The 20,943-nt window shown below is 42.0% G+C and carries 22 protein-coding genes and 1 other annotated feature (1 of these 23 running past the window's edge); of the genes, 1 reads left to right on the top strand and 21 read right to left on the bottom strand.

From position 1 onward, the window contains the following. Nucleotides 1–166: a binding site (T-box leader), on the bottom strand (it extends 5 nt beyond the left edge of the window). Between the two features lie 68 nt (nucleotides 167–234). From recO to rpsU, 15 genes are all read right to left on the bottom strand, one after another. Continuing rightward, nucleotides 235–987, bottom strand: coding sequence for a DNA repair protein RecO (recO, locus tag ABTV07_RS14075; RefSeq protein WP_433743208.1), 753 nt, complete (start codon nucleotides 985–987; stop codon nucleotides 235–237). A 36-nt stretch (nucleotides 988–1,023) separates the two neighbouring features. After that, the gene (locus ABTV07_RS14080) at nucleotides 1,024–1,167 is read right to left on the bottom strand and encodes a YqzL family protein (RefSeq protein WP_433743210.1); all 144 of its coding nucleotides are present in this window, start codon (nucleotides 1,165–1,167) and stop codon (nucleotides 1,024–1,026) included. Between the two features lie 146 nt (nucleotides 1,168–1,313). Further along, nucleotides 1,314–2,222, bottom strand: coding sequence for a GTPase Era (gene era, locus ABTV07_RS14085; RefSeq protein WP_433743212.1), 909 nt, complete (start codon nucleotides 2,220–2,222; stop codon nucleotides 1,314–1,316). Beyond that, nucleotides 2,215–2,613 (bottom strand): cytidine deaminase, encoded by a 399-nt coding sequence (locus tag ABTV07_RS14090; protein ID WP_433743214.1) that lies wholly within the window; start codon nucleotides 2,611–2,613, stop codon nucleotides 2,215–2,217. The genes era and ABTV07_RS14090 overlap by 8 nt, the downstream gene beginning before the upstream one ends. 286 nt (nucleotides 2,614–2,899) lie before the next feature. Beyond that, nucleotides 2,900–3,292: a diacylglycerol kinase family protein gene (locus tag ABTV07_RS14095; RefSeq protein WP_433743216.1), complete on the bottom strand. Its 393-nt coding sequence runs from the start codon at nucleotides 3,290–3,292 to the stop codon at nucleotides 2,900–2,902. After that, a complete protein-coding gene (ybeY, locus tag ABTV07_RS14100) occupies nucleotides 3,273–3,746 on the bottom strand; it encodes an rRNA maturation RNase YbeY (protein WP_433743217.1) in 474 nt (157 codons plus the stop codon). The genes ABTV07_RS14095 and ybeY overlap by 20 nt, the downstream gene beginning before the upstream one ends. Next, entirely contained in the window at nucleotides 3,743–5,905 is a 2,163-nt protein-coding gene (locus ABTV07_RS14105; protein WP_433751265.1) for an HD family phosphohydrolase, read from the bottom strand. Before ABTV07_RS14105 ends, ybeY begins: the two co-directional genes overlap by 4 nt. A gap of 232 nt (nucleotides 5,906–6,137) precedes the next feature. Next, the gene (locus tag ABTV07_RS14110; RefSeq protein WP_433743218.1) at nucleotides 6,138–7,100 is read right to left on the bottom strand and encodes a PhoH family protein; all 963 of its coding nucleotides are present in this window, start codon (nucleotides 7,098–7,100) and stop codon (nucleotides 6,138–6,140) included. 3 nt (nucleotides 7,101–7,103) lie between these two features. Continuing rightward, nucleotides 7,104–8,291, bottom strand: a complete 1,188-nt coding sequence (gene yqfD, locus ABTV07_RS14115) for a sporulation protein YqfD (protein WP_433743220.1) — start codon at nucleotides 8,289–8,291, stop codon at nucleotides 7,104–7,106. 11 nt (nucleotides 8,292–8,302) lie between these two features. After that, nucleotides 8,303–8,587 (bottom strand): sporulation protein YqfC, encoded by a 285-nt coding sequence (yqfC, locus tag ABTV07_RS14120; protein WP_433743222.1) that lies wholly within the window; start codon nucleotides 8,585–8,587, stop codon nucleotides 8,303–8,305. A 112-nt stretch (nucleotides 8,588–8,699) separates the two neighbouring features. Beyond that, nucleotides 8,700–9,065, bottom strand: a complete 366-nt coding sequence (locus ABTV07_RS14125) for a hypothetical protein (protein WP_433743224.1) — start codon at nucleotides 9,063–9,065, stop codon at nucleotides 8,700–8,702. Between the two features lie 29 nt (nucleotides 9,066–9,094). Then, nucleotides 9,095–10,099 (bottom strand): flotillin-like protein FloA, encoded by a 1,005-nt coding sequence (gene floA, locus ABTV07_RS14130; RefSeq protein ID WP_433743225.1) that lies wholly within the window; start codon nucleotides 10,097–10,099, stop codon nucleotides 9,095–9,097. Between the two features lie 7 nt (nucleotides 10,100–10,106). After that, nucleotides 10,107–11,429, bottom strand: a complete 1,323-nt coding sequence (locus tag ABTV07_RS14135) for an NfeD family protein (RefSeq protein ID WP_433751267.1) — start codon at nucleotides 11,427–11,429, stop codon at nucleotides 10,107–10,109. A gap of 159 nt (nucleotides 11,430–11,588) precedes the next feature. Then, nucleotides 11,589–12,035, bottom strand: a complete 447-nt coding sequence (locus tag ABTV07_RS14140) for a GatB/YqeY domain-containing protein (protein ID WP_433743226.1) — start codon at nucleotides 12,033–12,035, stop codon at nucleotides 11,589–11,591. 14 nt (nucleotides 12,036–12,049) lie between these two features. Further along, nucleotides 12,050–12,223, bottom strand: a complete 174-nt coding sequence (gene rpsU, locus ABTV07_RS14145) for a 30S ribosomal protein S21 (RefSeq protein ID WP_100331614.1) — start codon at nucleotides 12,221–12,223, stop codon at nucleotides 12,050–12,052. Nucleotides 12,224–12,488: 265 nt separating this feature from the next. Here rpsU and ABTV07_RS14150 point away from each other — a divergent pair, with 265 nt between their 5' ends. Further along, nucleotides 12,489–13,412: a Na/Pi symporter gene (locus ABTV07_RS14150; protein ID WP_433743227.1), complete on the top strand. Its 924-nt coding sequence runs from the start codon at nucleotides 12,489–12,491 to the stop codon at nucleotides 13,410–13,412. A 75-nt stretch (nucleotides 13,413–13,487) separates the two neighbouring features. On the opposite strand, the gene deoC is transcribed toward ABTV07_RS14150, so the two are convergent. The 6 genes from deoC to dnaK all read right to left on the bottom strand — a co-directional run bounded on the left by deoC (nucleotide 13,488) and on the right by dnaK (nucleotide 20,919). Further along, the gene (deoC, locus tag ABTV07_RS14155; protein WP_433743229.1) at nucleotides 13,488–14,159 is read right to left on the bottom strand and encodes a deoxyribose-phosphate aldolase; all 672 of its coding nucleotides are present in this window, start codon (nucleotides 14,157–14,159) and stop codon (nucleotides 13,488–13,490) included. Between the two features lie 149 nt (nucleotides 14,160–14,308). Beyond that, entirely contained in the window at nucleotides 14,309–15,667 is a 1,359-nt protein-coding gene (gene mtaB, locus ABTV07_RS14160; RefSeq protein ID WP_433743231.1) for a tRNA (N(6)-L-threonylcarbamoyladenosine(37)-C(2))-methylthiotransferase MtaB, read from the bottom strand. A 5-nt stretch (nucleotides 15,668–15,672) separates the two neighbouring features. Then, nucleotides 15,673–16,425: a 16S rRNA (uracil(1498)-N(3))-methyltransferase gene (locus tag ABTV07_RS14165; protein ID WP_433743232.1), complete on the bottom strand. Its 753-nt coding sequence runs from the start codon at nucleotides 16,423–16,425 to the stop codon at nucleotides 15,673–15,675. Nucleotides 16,426–16,454: 29 nt separating this feature from the next. Next, a complete protein-coding gene (gene prmA / locus ABTV07_RS14170) occupies nucleotides 16,455–17,393 on the bottom strand; it encodes a 50S ribosomal protein L11 methyltransferase (protein WP_433743234.1) in 939 nt (312 codons plus the stop codon). A gap of 24 nt (nucleotides 17,394–17,417) precedes the next feature. Continuing rightward, nucleotides 17,418–18,551, bottom strand: coding sequence for a molecular chaperone DnaJ (gene dnaJ, locus ABTV07_RS14175; protein WP_433743236.1), 1,134 nt, complete (start codon nucleotides 18,549–18,551; stop codon nucleotides 17,418–17,420). 538 nt (nucleotides 18,552–19,089) lie between these two features. Next, nucleotides 19,090–20,919 carry a molecular chaperone DnaK gene (gene dnaK, locus ABTV07_RS14180; RefSeq protein WP_433743238.1) on the bottom strand — a complete coding sequence of 610 codons (1,830 nt, stop codon included), beginning with the start codon at nucleotides 20,917–20,919 and terminating at the stop codon, nucleotides 19,090–19,092. Nucleotides 20,920–20,943: the final 24 nt, after the last annotated feature.

Consider the following 20,943-nt stretch of genomic DNA (forward strand, 5'->3'; position numbering starts at 1 on the left):
GGACGAGAGTTACCCGCGGTTCCACCCTATTTGCCGCTATAAATGCGGCCACCTTATAAAAGCTGCTCCAGAACGCCCTTCCCTTGTGCTTCATCATCCGGCTTCCACGATCCCGGATTCGCTGACATGAAGGAGACAAGGTACTCCTTTCCTTCAACACAACTATATTTATTAATCGTATAGAGATAAAAATAATTCAAACCAGGATGAAAGTCAAGTGAGTACCTGATTTCCTCATAGCATTCCCTTTAAGTTTTCCATCTGTTCAAGGAATCTCTTGGATTTCAGATGGAGGCCTGTATATTCCTCATAATAGGCTGAAATGATTTTCCTTAGTTCCTTTTTGGTTTCTTCTTTTACAGATATATTCCCCAGGCGATGAATATCCAGGAAGTAAAAAAGTCTCAGGAGTTTCAACACACCCTGGGAAACGGGAAAATAGTAGGGGTCGACACTGAAGCACCGGTGGCATATGAACCCATTTTCCCGAATGGAGAAGCCAAATTCCCCATCAGTACTCCCGCAGACTGCACATCGGTCCAGAACAGGATAATGTCCAAGTACAGGCAAAACCTTCATTTCAAAGATATTCATCATAATATCCGGGTCGTAGCCTTCATTGATATAGTTAAGCGTTTGATAAAAAAGTTCAAAAAGGAACGGATTTGGTTTTCGATCTTCAACACTTTTATCCAATAAATCTGCAATATAGGTTGAGTAAGCCGTTTGGAATAAATCTTCCCTGATAGTCCGGAAAGAGTGAATGATTTCTGCCTGCTGCAAGGTACCCAGCCCAGAACTTTTTTGAAATAAAAAGTACCCGTATGTAAAAAGCTGGGAGACCGAGGATAAGCGGCTGTTGGTTTTTTTTGCACCTCTAGCCATCATCCCGACCTTGCCCAGTTCTCTCGTAAAGATTGTGACGATTTTATTCGATTCTCCGTAATCCGTTGCTCGTATTACAATGCCTTCGCATTTTTGAAGCACGAAAATCACCCTTCCAGAGTGGTGCTTTTATTACTGTCAAATGATTGGGAAGTTGATTTCAGTCATTTCATCATCTGGATAGCTTGGCATTTCAGGGTTATCTTTTTCAAGTTCCTTAAAAAGTAGGTATGTGTCAATACTACCTGTCTGTACAAAGAATTTCCAGGTAAGCTCTAACATTATAATCCCGCCTTTCAATTTTGAAACTAGTGGAATCCCATTACCTATGTGATTAGCATCACCCTAGCGATCAAAAACATGAGACGTAAAATTTGCTAATTGACGAAGTCCCTGACACCAAGCCTCCGATTATGAAATTACAATGATCAATAATCGTCGTCCCTGAATCCAAAATCCTTAAGATGGATTGATTTATTTCTCCAATCTTTTTGAACCTTTACCCAGAGTTCAAGGAAGACTTTTGAACCAAGAAGATTTTCAATATCCATGCGTGCCCTCTTGCCGACTTCCTTCAAAAGTTTGCCTTGCTTGCCTATGACGATTCCTTTTTGGGAATCTCTTTCAACCACAATGGTTGCCATAACATGAATGACATCTTTATTGTCGTCTTTGGACATTTTATCGATTACAACTGCAATGGAATGAGGAATTTCTTCTCTTGTTAAATGCAATACCTTTTCACGGATCAGTTCAGAAACAATGAATCGTTCTGGATGGTCCGTGACTTGGTCTGCCGGATAATATTGCGGCCCTTCCGGTAGCAGCAATTTAATCTGCTCCAGCAAACGGTCAACATTATTGCCCTCAAGCGCAGAAATCGGAACAATTTCTTTAAAGGGATAAAATTCTCTGTATTGTTCAATAATCGGCAATAGTTCATCAGGCTGAAGCTGGTCGATCTTGTTCACAACAAGAAACACCGGCGTCTTAACTTCCTTCAACTTTTCAATTATGAATTCATCCCCGCGGCCATAGCCTTCATCGGCATTTACCATAAAAAGGATCAAGTCGACTTCCCTTAGCGTATTTTGGGCGACTTTCATCATGAAATCCCCTAGTTTGTGCTTTGGTTTGTGAATTCCAGGTGTATCGATGAAAATCATCTGGGCATCTTCCTGTGTATAAACACCTTGGACTTTGTTCCTTGTTGTCTGCGGCTTATCACTCATGATGGCGATTTTTTGGCCGATGACTCGATTGAGGAAGGTGGATTTCCCTACGTTCGGCCTTCCGATAATGGAGATAAACCCTGATTTGTGTTCACGATTACTCATGTAGATCCTCCGGAGAGAACGCACCTGGGAGCAATTCATCCACTGTCAATTCATGGATATCGCCATTCAGATTGGTCAGGATGACTTTCATATCTTTTGAACAAAGTTCAGAGATCACTTGGCGGCATGCACCACACGGAGGAACCGGCCTTGTAGTATCCGCTACTACTGCAATGGCTTCAAACTGAGTATCTCCTTCAGAGTATGCTTTGAAGAGAGCGGTCCTTTCCGCACAGTTGCACATGCTGTATGCAGCATTCTCTATATTACAGCCATGATACACCTTGCCATTCTTTGTCAAAAGGGCAGCTCCGACTTTGAATTTGGAATAAGGGACATAGGCTTTTTCTCTGGCGTTTTTCGCTTCTATGATTAATTGCTGTGAATTCATCTACGATTTCTCCTTTGTTGTCTATACTTCTATTTTACTACAAATCCAAGCCTCATTTGCTGTGAATAACAGAAATGTAATATAAAAAATTATAAAATTCAAAAAAATCAATTATTTAGGACATGAATTGCTGCAGTGAATTCATTTTATCCCAATTCTAAAACGTTTTCAAACAGATGCACGATATTTGGGCAATTTTTTGCTTATCAGCTCTCCCATATCGGTATACAGAAAAAGGATGCAGAATAATCATCCACATCCCACTCAATCAATATTAGTTTATGAATCAAAGAAAAAAGTGTGCAATTTTTGGAAGGAATAATACGCATCCAATTATTATGGAAAAAATGGCAGCCAGCAGCACAGCGCCTGCAGCCAAGTCTTTTGCCAGTTTGGCTGTCGGATGGTATTCCTCTGTCACCAAGTCAACTGCTTTTTCTATAGCTGTATTGATTATTTCCAAGGAAAGGACGCTCGATATCGTCAACAGCAGAATGAGCCATTCCCATTTTTCCAGAGAAAGAAGGATGCCTAGAATGATGGCAGCGATTGAAGCCCCTATGTGGAATTTGAAATTCCTTTCATTCTTCATGACATATTTTAGTCCGTTGCCAGCAAACATGAAGGAAGCTGCAAACTGCCGAATTTTCGATGCCTGTCTAAGCTCTTTTAAGTCCATAGCTGTCCAAAATCTCTTTTTGGCGTCCGAACATCTCTTTTTCCTCTTCTTCTGTCAAATGGTCATATCCGAGCAAGTGAAGAAATCCATGTAGAGCAAGGAAGCCCAACTCCCTTGAAAAGGAGTGTCCATATTCCTCTGCCTGCTCCCTTGTTTTCGGAACTGAAATGATGATATCTCCTAAAACACGCGGCATGTCTACTCCCACTATTTCCATTTCCCCTTCACCAAGCTCTTCAAGAGCAAAGGAAATGACATCTGTAGCACTATCTTTATTCCTGTATTGCCGATTAATTTCGTGTATTTTCTCATTATCAACGAAGGTAACCGAAAGCTCACTCTCCGGTTCAACTTCTTCCATTTTGGCTGCAAAGTCCAATAAGCTTTGAACAAGTTCTTGGTCTTCCATTGATATTTCATTGGTTTCATCCATAAAATCGATCATCAACGTCATGCTTCTTTCACCTTCTGTTTCTTCATTTCTGGATATTCTATCCTTGAGTGGAATATGCCATTCAGTGTTTCACAAAATGTCTTCTTCACCACTTCAAGCTCTTTCAAGGTTATATCACATTGACTGAATTGTCCATCCTGCAATCGGTCTTGAACAATCTGATGGACCACTTTGCTGATTTCCTCCGGTGAAGGGTTGTTTTTTGACCTTACAGCCGCTTCCACACTGTCTGCAACAGCTATGATAGCCGCTTCTTTTGTCTGCGGCTTAGGTCCTGGATACCTGAAACTAGATTCATCGATATCTTCATTTTTTTCCTTTGCCTTATAATAAAAATACTTCAAAAGTGTCGTTCCATGGTGCTGCTCCGCAATATCGATGATTTCCTGAGGCATTTTATATTTTCGCAGCATATTCGCACCGTCAGTTGCATGGGCGATGATGATATCCTTGCTTGCCTCGGGAGAAAGCCGATCATGCGGATTATCAATATTCACTTGATTCTCGATAAAAAAGACCGGTCTTTTTGTCTTTCCAATATCATGATAGTAGCAGCCTACCCGTGCAAGCAAACCATTCTCACCTATTGCCTCGCAGGCAGCTTCCGCCAAATTGGCCACCATCACACTGTGATGATAGGTTCCCGGTGCTTCCGTCAATATTTTCTTTAATAATGGGTGATTGGGATTGGATAATTCGATTAGCTTCATGGATGATAAAATACCAAATCCAGCTTCAAAAAACGGAAGGAACCCGATTGTCAGCACCGATGAGGTAATCCCTGATACAAAAGCAAAGATAATATAATAAACATATTCCATCCTCGTGAACTGCCCATTCCCCATTAATACAAGGAAAAACAGCAGCAGGACATTAACAAATGAAACAAAGATCCCTGCCTGCAAAATATTCACTCTATGCTTTTGGTTGGATATGAACAGGATTCCTGATAGTCCGCTGAAAAGAATATACAGGGCAATCTCCACATCGATCGTCCCGTCCACCCCGCCGTGGAAAACGATGCTTCCGCATGAGGCAAGGATGATGGTGACAATCATTGCCACACGATCATTCAATAGGATCCTGACAAGCATAGGAGCCATAGCTGCTGGAAATAAGTAAGCGATATCCTCTATATCCAATTCTTCCACTAAATCGATCACTTTCATGATCAAAAGAGACGATAAGAGGATGATGCTTATCATAATCAAGCGATTCTGCTTTTTTTCCTCTGATTCCTTTACATGGTGATAATGGAGATACAGCGTTCCGATAATCATGAAGACAAAAATGGCCAATCCAATTAGCGGTTTTATCGTTGGATTGCTTTTTAACAGCCCCAGAAGCTTCAATTTCCTGTACACTTCTTTATCAATGGTTTGGTCCTTCTGCACCAGCAGCTCCCCTTGAAAGATCTTCTCGGGTTCAATTGCATCCATTGCCTGCTGTTTGCGTTCCTTTGTTAATTCAGGACTGTATATATTATTCGGGACGATGGCGTATTTCCCCAGTTCAATTCCTGCATCCAGGACGGGCTTTGTAAAACTTAATGAATTCATCCTTTTTTCAAGTTCCTTGCGGGCACCCTGTACCTCTTCTTCTTTGATTTTATCACCCATGATGGATTCAATTTGATTCAATACCACACTTTTGACCCTGGATAGTTCTGATTCATTTGCCTCAAGAAGAGCCTTGAATACAGAATCAGGCAGATATTTGGTCACGTCTTCAGTCGTGTTTTTCGAGAGTTTTTCCTTCAAAGATGATAATTGTTCATCAATTGTCTTTTTGGACTTGCTTGATGCAGTGATTGAGTCAACCCCTGTTTCATCCGGAAGATCTCCCCCTGCTGCAGAATCACCTTCATTTGAAGATTCCTGCCTTACCTCTTCAATAAAATCAAAAACGGAAGAAATGAGTGCCACCCGATTTTGCGCTGCTTCCTTTTTATACTCATAGACATTCGGGACATCTTCTGCCGCTTTGTCCTTCTCAATCTCTGACTTTTGTTCATCAATTACGGTTTTTGGCGAATATATATTTTTCTGTGCAACAGAAAACAATTCAATATCATATGTTTCCGGCTTCACATTGCTGTAAAGCATGGCGTAAATCAAAAGGGCAAGCCCGATGAAAATGATTCCTGTAAACATCTTCATGCTTAGAAAATTGCGAATCTTCGAGATGAATGTTTCCACTTTATCCTCTCCTATCACCTAATAGATAGGTAAATCCTATTGACACTATGTAATTATGTAAAATGATAACAGTTTTTTCATCAAATTTCATCTTCATTTATTTTTTTCCAAAAACACTTGCTTTAGGAAGACAAAAAACCGGCAATGAAGTCTGTGATGATGACTTCATTGCCGGTAGAATTATCGTTTTGTTCTATTGGTCATTTTTTTCATATGCCTGAATGATGCTTGAAACAAGTGGATGTCTCACTACATCGCTTTGTTCCAAATATACAAACGAAATGCCGGATATATCTTTTAGGATTTTTTCTGAGGCAACGAGGCCTGATTGGGCTCCTTTTGGCAAATCGATTTGGGTCCTATCCCCTGTAATGACCATTTTAGAATCGAATCCAAGCCTGGTCAGGAACATTTTCATCTGAGCCTGTGTAGTATTTTGAGCTTCATCCAAAATGACAAATGCATCGTCCAATGTCCTTCCTCGCATATAGGCAAGGGGAGCGATTTCGATTGTTCCCCTTTCAATCAGCCTCTGGGTATGCTCTGCACCTAGGACATCATTCAGAGCATCATAAAGCGGCCTTAAATAAGGATCCACTTTCTCTTTTAAGTCTCCAGGCAGGAAGCCAAGGCTCTCACCAGCTTCAACAGCCGGTCTCGTAAGAATGATCCTTTTCACGCTGCCCAGCTTAAGTGCTGCCACCGCCATGACAACTGCCAAGTAAGTCTTTCCTGTACCAGCAGGCCCTATCCCAAAAACAAGATCTTTCTTTTTAATAGCCGAAATATATTGGCGCTGTCCTAATGTTTTTACTCGGATGGGCTTGCCTTTTGCATTTTTCGTTATTTCTTCTTCATAAAGATCCGAAAAAGATTCAAGTCTTCCTTTTTTCCCTAGTTCAATTGCATATAATACATCCCGGCCGCTGATGTTGATCCCTTTACGGATAATAAAGAGAAGTTCTTGAATCAATTCATTTACAAGAGATACTGATTCTTCCTCTCCTGAAACGTAAATGGCCTCGCCTCGTGTGACGATGGAAACGCCCAGCTCATCCTCCATGATTTTTAAGTTGGAGTCGGCATTTCCAAATAATGCAATTGCTTCGTTCGGATTATCTATGTGCAGATTCATTTCTTTTAGGTTTTCTGACATTCGTTAGTCTCCTTGAATGATCGGTTGTCCAATCGCAATGTTTTCTACAACTTGGAAGTATAATGATAAGACTACTTTACCATTCTCGACTTTTTCATGCAAAACTTTTTCATCTATGATTTTTGCATCTTTATCCAATTGTGCTTTCAGATTGTTTCTCGCAAGCTCTTTTCCTTCTCTTAAAGCTTCTGTTTTTGTATATGTCCTTTTCCCTGTTTCCACTTCTCTGATCGTAGTTTTATTATAGCTGATCGGCAATGTCCATTTTAGAAATTTGACCGGATGTTTTACTTTATCATCTACATGTTCCTTCATTTTATTATCACCGAAGCCCCAAATCGGAAATTCCCAATTCCAGAGCTTGATGGTATGTTTAATCTTTTCTTTCCCTGTCAGCACATGGAATTCGGATTCGAGCGGGATTTCCACATTGCTTTTATACCAGGTCTGCCCCCAAATCTCCCCTTTAGAAGCAACCAACTTTGCATGCTTGTCCTTTCCAATATAGCCCGAGACCAAAACCTGCCCTTTGTCTACATTGTCATGCACACTGACCACTGTTTGTCCTTCTTCCACAAACATCTTCACGATAGTAGCTTTTTTGGATGCGACCAAGTTTTGGAAACCGGTTTCTTCCACTTTCTCTGGTGCGTTCTTTTCGACAACTTGAAAGTGATAAGTTGTCCCTTTCAAAACCACACCTACCCATGTAATATTATTTAATGAATTACTTAATTCCCGTTGTATGGATTCCACATCTTTCATAAAGAACTGAGATTTGCCCACCTGTACACCCATACGATCCAGCTGTTTCCTAATGTTATGTTCAGTCTGCGGGGTAGCTCCCTTAATTTCTATTCCCCATACGATATTGGATAGAATCGTAATGATTACAAAGAAAAGAAGGATACCTATCATAAAACCGGCATTTTTCATGGATCTTTTCCATAAAAAAGGTACACCTTCCCCTCTTAGGAATGACAGCTTACAAGGGAAAGACCTTTTCACCTTCCGAAGAATCGGTATATCCCCAAGACGCAACATAAAGGTGACAGTATCGCTTCCCTGCCTCTTTACATTCCAAACAGCCATATTCGATCGAATCAGCGCATTAATGAATCGTTCTATACCGGCGCCTTGCACCTTTACTTTCACTGTTCCTCCAAAAAAAGTCAGCCAATGATTCTTCAAGACTTTTCCTCCTATTCATCCAAATACAAGACTTCACTTATTTTTCCTTCAAGCATGATTTCTTCCGGCAATATGGTCTTGATGACAAATGAGTCACCTTTGATCAAAAGCTGCCCCTGTTTTAACAGGAGCCTCACTTCTCTATCTGAAAAACCCAAAAGTCCTCTGTGATTTTCAATATAAATATGTATTTGTCCAATCATAGTGATTCGAGGAAGGTCCATTATGACATCTTCCGGCAGGTCCATTTTCTTTGTCATCCAGGTCCGAACCCTTTGAGCGATATTTTTGGCCATAAAAAAGAACCCCCTTTCCTCTCATATGTATGAGAAAAAAAGGGGGTTCAGCACTAATATTTATTTAAATACACCAATAGGAGGATAGAAGTAAATACTTGCCCAATTAATTCTATCTTCTGTATGGCTTCTTAGATTTAGGCGGACCTAATATCTCGCCCAGCACAACAGATCTTACCAGCTCATCCCCTGTCAATCCAGATCCAAATGGCTCAAAGCTTTCTTTTTCTTCTGATGGGAAGCTGTCAGAGTCGTTTCGCACCATCATTTCATCTGCTGCCTTTTTCTTATTATAATAGTCAGATCGGGCCTCAGACAAATTCATCCTGGACTTCGAGGAGGGCATGATTTCCTTATCACTATCAACTTGTTGTTCAGCAGGCGCCTTCTTTACCGGTTCATTGACTTTCTTTTGTTCAGCGATTTTCTTGAAAATCAGTCCAATGATCCCTATCGCAATAGGAATGAGGATTTCCAAAGCTGGAACCTCCCTTCATTTTAGGGGAATCACTTACTATTTTTCGGCTTTTCCTTGCCATCCCCAGTCATTTTCCCTATGGATTCGCGCATATCTGTATCCGCATCGATGTTCTTAAAGTTCATATAGTCCATTACACCGATATTCCCTGCGCGCAGTGCTTCTGCCATGGCAAGAGGGACCTCCGCCTCGGATTCAACCACTTTCGCCCGCATCTCCTGAACTTTCGCCTTCATTTCCTGTTCATTGGCGACAGCCATTGCACGTCTTTCTTCCGCTTTCGCTTGTGCGATTTTTTTGTCGGCATCCGCTTGCTCCGTTTGAAGTTCCGCCCCGATATTTTTGCCGATATCAACATCGGCAATATCGATGGAGAGGATTTCAAATGCCGTGCCTGCATCCAACCCTTTGGTCAATACAGTTTGGGATATTAAGTCTGGATTTTCAAGTACTTTTTTATGGTCCTCTGAAGAACCAATCGTGCTTACAATCCCTTCTCCTACGCGGGCAATGACGGTTTCTTCACCCGCTCCCCCTACTAATCTTTCAATATTGGCTCGGACAGTGATTCTTGCTTTTGCTTTCACTTCGATTCCATTCATCGCCACACCTGCAATAAACGGCGTTTCGATGACTTTTGGGTTAACACTCATTTGAACAGCATCCAGTACATCCCTGCCGGCAAGATCGATAGCTGCGCAGCGTTCAAATGAAAGTTCAATATTCGCTCTGTGTGCAGCAATCAGGGCATTGACCACCCTGTCAATATTCCCCCCGGCAAGATAGTGGCTTTCCAACTGATTGATTGTCACATTCAATCCTGCTTTTGAAGCTTTAATCAAAGGGTTGATTACCCTGCTCGGAATGACGCGTCTTAACCTCATCCCAATCAACGTGAATATACTGATCCTTACTCCTGCTGCCAATGCTGAAATCCAAAGCATGACAGGCACAAAAGTAAATAATACAGCTAATACGATAATCCCTAAAGCGATAGCCAATAAAATAAGTATTGTTCCTGAATCCATCATCATTTCCTCCTTATTCTTCTATTTTTGAATATTCCCTTACAATGATCCGTGAGCCTTCCACCTTCATCACCATGACCTTGACATCTTTTGAGATGTATCCGCCTTCACTTACAACATCCACTCTTTCATCATCAATGACAATTGTCCCCGCAGGCCTAAGAGGAGTCTTGGCTATTCCGATGCGGCCGATAAGCTCCAGCCTGTTTACATTCGATACGTAGCCACTCTCGGTATTGGTAGAGTCAAAAAGAATCATTTTTTTAAACAGCTTCATCTGCTTACCGAATATCTTCACCATAACAATCATTCCAATGATTGCTGCAGCTGCAGCAATTAAAATTGAAATACCCATATACATCACATTCCCTGCTGCCATGAATAAACTTACAATGATCGCCGCTGCACCTATGATCCCTGCTATAGCCCCAGGAACAAACAATTCTATGACTAAGAGAAGGAGCCCGATGATAAACATTACAAGCGACTCGTATCCTGCCAATCCTGCTACAAGGTGGCCATAAAAAAACAATACTAGTGCACTAAGGCCGGCTGTCCCTGCTATCCCAAAACCAGGTGAATATAGTTCAAGTACGAGTCCGAGGCTAGCAGCAGTCAAAAGGATTGGAACAACGAATGGATTTGTCAGGAATTTTGCGAATTTTTCAGAAGGGCTTAAGTCCATTTTTTCTACTTTGGCATCCTTATATCCGATGCCCGATAATAAAGACTCTATATTCTTATAAGTTCCTTCTGAGTAGCGGACTTTTTCAGCCTGATCAGCAGTCAATGTCAATAGATCCCCTTTGCCGGCATTTAACTTTGGCAAATCGATTTCCGGATCTGCCATTGCCATCGCATATTCAGGACTCCTGCGATGCTGCTCTGCTGCATTCTTCATGGCTGCTCTCCAAAAGCTTTTTGCTTTCTCATCTGCCATATTCCCTTTTTGATCGACGATTGCTGATGCTCCCATCGTTGCATTAGGGGTCATATAAATATGGTCAGCGTGCAATGCAATATACGATCCAGCAGATAAAGCTCTGGAATCGGCATAAACTGCCGAATCAACCTTGGTTTCGTCAAGCATTTTCCCAATGTTCACAGCTTCTGATACTGATCCACCCGGTGTATCCATATCAAACAGAATTAGATCTGCCTCATTTTTTTCTGCCTCTTTAATCGATTTGTCAATAAAGACCGTGAGTGATCTGGTGATTTCATCATGGATAGGAATGATATAGACCAGTTTATGCTGTCCAGATCCCTGAGCAATACCGGGAATCATTAAAACTGCCATGAACAATAGCAGGATTGCTGCAAGCTTTTTCTTCATCCTCACCGATGCCGCCTCCCTCCTTATTCATAATCTTATTTTCTTCTACGCTCAGTTTACTAAAAGGTTTCAGTTTTCCGAAATATATTTTATTTTACTTTATATTAGACATGAAAAAGATCCGCAAAGCAATCTTTGCGGATCTTTGTAATAGTTATGTTAAGATAAAAGTTGTTGAACAAGCTTGCTCACGAGTGACCCATCTGCTTTACCTTTTACTTTAGGCATAAGCGCACTCATTACTTTACCCATGTCAGCTTTGGAAGAAGCGTTGACTTCTTCGATTGTTTCCTTCACGATTTGTCTTACTTCATCTTCTGAAAGCTGTTTAGGCATGTATATTTCAACGTAAGTTATTTCTGTGCGAACTTTCTCCGCTAAATCTTCTCGACCAGCGTTTTCAAATTCCAGAAGGGAGTCTTTGCGTTGCTTGACTTCGCGAGAAAGAACTGTCAACTCTTCGTCTTCTGATAATTCCTGCTTCCCTAATTTAATCGCTTCATTTTGCAATGCAGCCTTAAGGAGCCGAATAACAGAAAGCTTCTCTTTTTCCTTATTCTTCATCGCTTGTTTCATATCTTCGTTTAAACGTTCGAGAAGACTCATAACTACACCCTCTCTTACCACTTGCGTTTTCTAGCAGCTTCAGACTTTTTCTTGCGTTTTACGCTTGGCTTTTCATAAAATTCGCGCTTTCTGTACTCTTGTAAAGTTCCTGTTTTAGAAACTGAGCGTTTGAAGCGACGAAGAGCATCTTCAAGCGATTCGTTTTTACGAACAACTGTTTTTGACATCTCTCTTTCCCTCCCTCCGAACACACTACACGTACATGTTAAATGCAAAGAATGATTTCTCATGCATCCTCAAGATGGGCTATCCATCAGGAATAGCTTAAACATCTTGTCCGCTTGTTACTGTTAATATCAATACGGAATACCATGTACTTTGCAATTATAATATAACTGTTTCATCAGGTCAAGATTTTACAGCGGAATTCCTCATATATATATGCATGTCCCTAATTTTCTTTCATATGATTTACAATGGGAGGGGAAAACATTGCTGCTGTTATTATTTATATCTTTCATTTTATGCTTCATTCTTGGTATCACTTGGATGAGGATTGGATTATATAATTTATCGGGAAAACAATTGAATAAATGGCTTCACCGCTTCACAGAAACACCATTAAAAGGAATGGCAGCTGGAACTGTTGTAACAGGAATCTTGCACAGCAGTGCAGCAGTCATGGTCATGACAATCGGGTTTGTATCTGCTGGTTTGATTACTTTTCCGCAGACAATTGGGGTAATTTTAGGTACAAACATCGGGACCACTTTCACTCTGGAATTTATATCATTCCCGATCGATTCGTTTATATTGCCTGCAGCCATTCCTGGATTCCTGCTCTTATTCTTTAGAAACCGGACAGCCAGGAGCACAGGTTGGGTGCTTATAGGACTTGCCCTCATTTTTGCGGCAATGCGCGGGTTCGAATGGCTTGCAGATCCGTTATTTAAGTACAAGATTGTAAAAAATATATTCCTTTGGATGGATCACTCACTGATTATCCCTTTAGTTGTTGGGGCTGTCTTCACAGCAGCTGTCCAATCAAGCACCGCTACAACCGGCATGATGATGAGTTTTCTGCAAGCGGATATCGTTTCACTTGATTCTGCCATTTCATTCATGATCGGCGCCAATATCGGGACATGCATCACCGCACTGCTTGCGGCCATCGGTGCAGGCAATGAGGCAAGACTCACAGCATTTGCACATGTTTGGCTCAACATTGGAGGAGCATTAATATTTTTCCCATTCATTCATCAACTGGGACGGGTTTCTGCATTCTTTTCAGATGGTGCAGCATCGCAGCTTGCGCATGCAAGTGTCATCTATAATATTCTTTGCTCCATGATTGTTTTGCCTTTTTCTGTGAAATTCGGGAAATTAATCGAACATGTGCATGGAATAAAAAAATGAAGTGAAAGCAAATCGCTTTCACTTCATTTATATTGATACATCTATCCCAGGTCTTTTCTTGGAAAAAACCCCTTATTAATAATCTGAATCTGCAGTCAAGCCTTGTACGATTTTCACGCCGGAGCTTGCTCCGATTCTTGTTGCACCAGCTTTGATCACTTTGTCTGCGTCTTCAGCACTTCTGACGCCGCCTGAAGCTTTTACCCCAACATCTGGGCCGACAGTCTTTCTCATAAGGGCTACGTCTTCCGGAGTTGAACCGCCAGTTGAGAATCCAGTTGATGTTTTAACATAATCCGCCCCAGCTTTTACTGAAAGTTCACATGCACGGACTTTTTCTTCATCTGTAAGCAAGCAAGTTTCGATGATGACTTTTGTCAACGCTTTGCCTTTTGCTGCTTCAACAACAGCTCTGATGTCTTTTTCAACAAGGTCATCGCTGCCATCTTTCAATGCGCCGATATTAATGACCATATCGACTTCTTTAGCACCATTTTCAATGGCATTTTTCGTTTCAAATGCTTTTGTTTCAGGAGTGCTTGCACCTAATGGGAAACCGATTACAGTACAAACTAGAACATCAGTATCTTTAAGGATTTCGTATGCCTTTGCCACCCATGTAGGATTGACGCAGACGGAGGCAAAACCGTATTCTTTAGCTTCTAAGCATAGCGCCTCGATTTGGGCACTTGTTGCTTCTGGCTTTAATAGTGTATGATCAATCATTTTTGCAATATTTTGTGTCATGTCATAAAACCCCTTTCAGTTGTACGTACCTCTTTAATATACCATTGTTTCCTAAGAAATTCGACATAATTTTTTCTTTTTAGATTAAGCATTTTTGTTTTGCATTATTCTCATAAAAAAACCGCAGAGATCATCTGCGGCTTTTACTGTTAAACGACTTGTTCTGTTTCTTCCTGGTTGGGAAGGTCTTCGAGGACACGTACAAATTGTCCTTCATTATATGGATATCCTGCTTTTGTGATTTTAACCTTTACAAGCTTACCGACCATTTCTTCAGATGCAGGGAAGACCACTTTCAGATAGTTATCTGTGTAGCCTACATACATCCCTTCCATTTCTGCTTCTTTAAACGCTTCTTCCGGGATGACTTCAAGCACTTCATCCTCAAATTGAGATGCATACTCTTTTGCAAGCTGATCAGACAGATTGATCAATCGATGGACGCGCTCATTTTTGACTTCTTCGTCGATTTGATCTTCCATTCTTGCAGCAGGTGTACCTGTTCTCTTTGAATAAGGGAATACGTGAAGCTCGGAAAATTTATGTTCTTTAATAAAATTATATGTTTCCATAAATTCTTCCTCAGATTCTCCAGGGAACCCTACAATGACGTCAGAAGTCACAGCAAGTCCAGGCAGAGCCTTCTTAAGCATGGACAATCTTTCTCCGAAGAATTCCATTGTGTATTTTCTTCTCATTCTCTTCAGAACGGTATTTGAACCAGATTGAAGTGGAATATGAAGATGACGGACTACGATATTTGACTGATCGATGGCCTCAATGACTTCATCGGTCAGCTGGCTTGCTTCGATAGAAGAGATTCGAAGTCTTTTGATACCTTTTACATTCTTCTCAATATCCTTCAGTAATTGAGCAAGGTTATAATCCTTCATATCTTCGCCGTATCCGCCTGTATGGATTCCAGTAAGGACGATTTCTTTATATCCTGCATCAACGAGCTGCTGCGCCTGGCGGATGACTTCCTGTGGATCACGGGATCTCATCAATCCACGTGCCCAAGGGATAATGCAGAATGTACAGAAGTTATTGCAGCCTTCCTGAATTTTCAGTGACGCTCTCGTTCGGTCTGTAAATGCAGGTACATCTAGCTCTTCATAAACTCTATTTTTCATGATATTTCTTACACCATTGATTGGCTGGCGTTCTTGTTTAAATTGTTCAATATATTCAAGCATCTTGACCCTGTCCTGTGTCCCGACGACAACGTCTACTCCTGGAATAGCCATAATTTCAGCCGGGGAAGTCTGAGCGTAGCAGCCTGTCACACAGATGACAGCGTCTGGATTCTTCCTGATGGCACGGCGGATGACCTGGCGGCTTTTTTTATCTCCGGTATTTGTTACAGTACATGTATTGATGACATAAACATCAGAGGTTGACTCAAACTCTGTCCGTTCATATCCATTTGCTTTAAATAATTGCCAAATAGCTTCTGTTTCGTAGTGATTCACTTTACATCCAAGTGTATGGAAAGCAACAGTTGGCATTCTATTCACCTCAATAACTCAAATTGATAGGAAATGGCCGATAATGCATATAGCGGCGCTGTTTCCGTTCTTAATATTCTTGGCCCAAGTCCACAAAGGATAAAACCGTTCTCTTTGAACATCGCTGCTTCTTTTTCACTTAACCCGCCTTCTGGCCCAAAAGCGATCATGACGGACTGTCCTGGTTGAATCTCCCGTAAAATAGCAGCAAAAGCGGATGTTTCTCCTTGTTTTGCACTTTCCTCAAAAGCAGCCAATTTATAATCATAATGCTTTGACATTTCCAGGAGCAGCTTCACCTTGATCGGCGCCTCTACAGTTGGTACAACATTCCGATGAGACTGCTCTGCAGCTTCAAGGGCGATCTTATTCCATCGCTCCACCTTTTTTGTTCCTTTTTTTTCATCCCATTTCACGATGGAGCGGTCGGCGATAAAAGGGACAAATTGCTTGGCGCCCAACTCTGTCCCTTTTTGTACGATCAATTCCAATTTATCCCCTTTTGGCAGACCGCTCACGATTGTAACATCGATTGGCAGTTCTTTGTAACTATGCTCCCATTCTACAATGGCCGCAGCAAGTTCTTCATTGGAAATTTCTTGTATTTCTGCAATGGCCGCTTCCCCGCTTTTATATACGATATAAAAGGAATCGCCCTGCTTCATGCGAAGGACTCTGACAATATGATGGAACTGCTCACCATGCAGTACAACTCGCTCTTCTCCATTATATGGTTCCGGAATAAAATACCTTTGCATCGAAGGCACCCCTGTTCATGGCTAATCTATTACTTTTTCTTTGCAATGATGGCAACCCAGTCCTCCATAAGCATGGTTTCTTCGATTGTGAATCCTGCTGATTCAAGGGCATCCTTTACCATCTGTTTTTTCTGTCCGATTATACCTGAAGTGATGAAATAGCCTCCAGGCTTCACTGCTGCCGCAGCATCTTCCGTAAAGAGAAGGATTACTTCCGCCAATATATTGGCAACAACCACATCAACTTGTTGATTGATTCCGTTCAACAGATTATTTTGTGCAACGGATGCAATATCATGGACTTTGTTGAGCTTGATATTAAGGCGGGCAGAGTTCACAGCTACTTCATCGAGATCCAAGGCTGTTACTTTTTCAGCTCCGAGCATTGCAGCAGCAATACTTAAAACTCCGGAACCTGTACCGACATCAATCACTTGATCGCCTTTTTTGACTGTCCGTTCCAATGCTTGTATACACATAACAGTGGTTGGGTGTGTACCTGTCCCGAATGCCATCCCGGGGTCAAGTTCAATGATCAGCTCATCACTATTGACAGGCTGATATTCTTCCCAAGTGGGAACAATAGTAAACTTCTCGGATATCTTCACCGGATTGTAATACTTCTTCCAAGCTGTTGCCCACTCTTCTTCGTTTACTTCACTAATTGTGACATGGTTCAATCCGATATCAATATTGAACAACGCGAGGTTGGTAATAGCCTGCTTGATTTCATCCACCGTTTCGCCAAGGAAGCTATTAACAGGAAGATACGCCTTTACGATGACACCCTCTTCAGGATAGTCATCAGGATTAAGTTGGTAGATTTCGCCGAATTGGTCTTCCCTTTCTTTCTCTAATTCGAAAGGATCCTCGATCACCACTCCACTGGCACCTGCCTCATGAAGGATGTTTGAAATCGGTTCAACCGCTTCATTTGTCGTATGGATGCTAATTTCTGACCATTTCATTGAACTACCAACTCCGTTTCAGTATTATTCGCCTTTAAAGGCACGTTTGACTTTATCAAAAAAGCTTTCTTGCTGCTCATCAGGAACACTTCCGCTGATTTCTGCAAACTCCCTCAACAGCTGCTTCTGTCTATCATCCAGCCTTGATGGGGTCACAACCTTCACTTTGATATGTTGATCGCCGGTGCCATATCCCCTTACATTCGGTACGCCTTTTCCTTTTAATCTGAATCGCGTTCCAGTCTGTGTCCCTGCAGGGATCTTCAGCTTCACCTTGCCATGAAGTGTAGGAACCTGGATTTCATCACCCAGTGCAGATTGAACAAAGGTAATCGGCATTTCACAATAAATATCGTCGCCGTCCCGGTCAAAGAATTCATGGGATCTTACATGGAAGACTACGTAAAGGTCGCCTGCTGGGCCACCATTAATTCCCGGTTCGCCCTGTCCTGAAATTCGAAGCTGCTGACCATCATCTATGCCGGCAGGGATCTTAACGTTGATTTTTCGGCGTTTTGTAACTTTTCCTGTTCCACCGCAAGTGGAGCATTTATCTTTGATTTCTTTGCCTGTTCCATTGCAGTAATGGCAGACTCTCCGGTTTACAATTCTACCGAAAGGTGTATTCTGTTCTTCATTCAGCTGACCTGTCCCTTTACAATGTGAACACGTTTCCGGTTTGGTACCTGGTTTTGCTCCAGATCCATGGCAAGTGTCACATGTTTCTTCGCGGGGGATCTCTATTTCCGTTTCCTTGCCGAATACTGCCTCTTCAAATGAAAGGGTCATTGTATATTGCAGATCCGCACCTTGTCGAGGTGCATTTGGATCACGCCTGCGGCCTCCCCCTCCGCCAAAGAAGGTATTGAAGATATCCTCAAATCCTCCAAAACCGCCTCCGAAATCTGATCCGCCTCCGAATCCTCCGAAGCCCTGGTTAGGATCGGTGTGGCCGAATTGGTCATAATGAGCGCGTTTTTGGTCGTCGCTCAAGACTTCATAGGCTTCCTTTATTTCTTTAAATTTATCGGCAGCATCCGCTTCCTTATTGATATCAGGATGATATTTTTTAGAAAGCTTTCGATACGCCTTTTTAATTTCGTCTTTGTTTGCACCTTTAGAAAGGCCAAGGACCTCATAAAAATCCCGTTTGCTCATAAAACTCACTCCCGATTCGATTCACATAAAGATTATTTTAACATTGAACAAAAATCACATGCAAGCATTAAAAGCGAAGACGCCTTGCTCTGGCCCGACCTGCTTAAGGGAATTCACACGTTGAGGGTGCTTTTCCCCTCAACTGTGAAGGCACTTAAGACCTCGAGGGCCAAGGCGTCGCAGCTGGATAGATTAAAAGCGGAAGGCGCCTGTTAATCGGCGACTTGCATAAGGGGCTTTGAGCTTGAGGCGCTCCTCAGCCTCTTGCTCAAAGTCACTTATGACCTCGAGCCGATGGCGCCTGCAGCTGGATACATTAAAAGCGGAAGCGGCTTGTTCAGCCCCGACTTGCATAAGACGCTTTGCAGCTTGAGGCGTTCTTCAGCCTCATGTGCAAAGTGGCTTATGACTCGAGGGGCTAGCCGCTGCAGCTAGATAGATAAATAGTGCTTTGCTCACAATCCCAAACAAAAAGCCAAAGCCAAGAATGACCTGACTTTGACTTTTTCGTTCAATGTTTTAACTTGATCAGCTTAGATTATTTATCGTCGTTTACTTCTTCGTATTCTGCATCAACGACATCATCATCTTTGCCTTTTGCATCTCCGTCTGCCCCTTGTTGAGCCTGCTGCTGTTTCGCAGCCTCTTCATAAAGCTTCATGGAAAGATTTTGAACGATTTCTTGAAGAGCATCTTTCTTAGTACGCATTTCTTCCAAGTCGTTCTTTTCGATTGCTGCTTTCAATTCATCTTTGGCAGCCTCCGCTTTTTTCACTTCATCTTCTTCAACTTTACCTTCTAAGTCTTTAAGCGTCTTTTCAGTAGTGAAGACAAGTTGGTCAGCTTCATTGCGAAGCTCAACTTCTTCTTTGCGCTTTTTATCTGCATCAGCATTTTCTTCCGCTTCTTTTACCATACGTTCTACTTCATCTTCGGAAAGGCCGGAAGAAGATTTGATTGTGATGTTTTGCTCTTTACCTGTACCAAGATCCTTGGCACTTACATTTACGATACCATTTTTATCGATGTCGAATTTAACTTCGATTTGAGGTACTCCACGCGGTGCCGGCGGAATGTCTGCCAATTGGAATCGGCCAAGGGTTTTGTTGTCTGCCGCCATTGGACGCTCCCCTTGAAGCACATGGATATCAACCGCTGTCTGGTTATCAGCAGCAGTAGAGAACACCTGTGATTTTGAAGTAGGGATCGTTGTATTGCGTTCGATCAATTTCGTGAATACGCCGCCCATTGTTTCAATTCCAAGTGATAGCGGAGTGACATCTAAAAGAACGACGTCCTTTACATCTCCGGTAAGTACTCCACCCTGGATCGCTGCACCCATTGCAACAACTTCATCAGGGTTGACGCCTTTATGCGGGTCTTTGCCGATTTCTTTTTTAATTGCTTCCTGTACGGCAGGGATTCGTGTAGAACCACCGACAAGGATGACTTTATCGATTTCAGATGGTGATAGGCCGGCATCTTTTAATGCTTGGCGAGTTGGACCCATCGTTCTTTCTACAAGACCTGCAGAAAGTTCATCGAATTTAGCACGGGATAAAGACACTTCTAAATGAAGAGGTCCAGCTTCCCCAGCAGTGATGAAAGGAAGTGAGATCTGAGTGGATGTTACACCAGACAAATCTTTCTTTGCTTTCTCTGCAGCGTCCTTCAGGCGTTGAAGCGCCATTTTATCTTTTGAAAGGTCAATGCCATTTTCTTTTTTGAACTCCTGTACTAAGTAGTCAATGATGACTTGGTCGAAATCATCTCCACCTAGACGGTTGTCACCTGCTGTGGAGCGGACTTCAAAGACGCCGTCTCCAAGTTCAAGGATGGAAACGTCAAAAGTCCCGCCTCCAAGGTCATAAACAAGGATTGTTTGGTCTTCATCCATTTTATCCATACCATATGCCAAAGCAGCAGCTGTTGGCTCGTTGATGATACGCTCTACTTCAAGACCGGCAATTTTACCAGCATCTTTTGTAGCTTGGCGCTCAGCATCATTGAAATAAGCAGGAACTGTGATTACAGCTTTCTCTACTTTTTCGCCAAGATAGTCTTCTGCGTATGATTTTAGGTATTGAAGAATCATTGCAGAGATTTCTTGTGGAGTATAATCTTTTCCTTCTGCTTCGATTTTATGGGCTGTACCCATGTGCCGTTTAACAGAAATGATTGTGTTTGGATTAGTGATGGCTTGGCGCTTTGCAACTTCCCCAACTTGGCGCTCGCCATTTTTAAATGCCACTACTGAAGGTGTAGTGCGGTTGCCTTCGGGATTTGGGATTACTTTTGCTTCCCCGCCTTCAAGGACAGCAACACATGAGTTCGTTGTTCCTAAGTCGATACCAATGATTTTGCTCATGAAAGATTTCCTCCTTTATTTATA

The sequence above is a fragment of the Falsibacillus pallidus genome, from assembly GCF_050990905.1.
In the GTDB taxonomy this organism is placed as follows: domain Bacteria; phylum Bacillota; class Bacilli; order Bacillales; family DSM-25281; genus Falsibacillus; species Falsibacillus pallidus_A.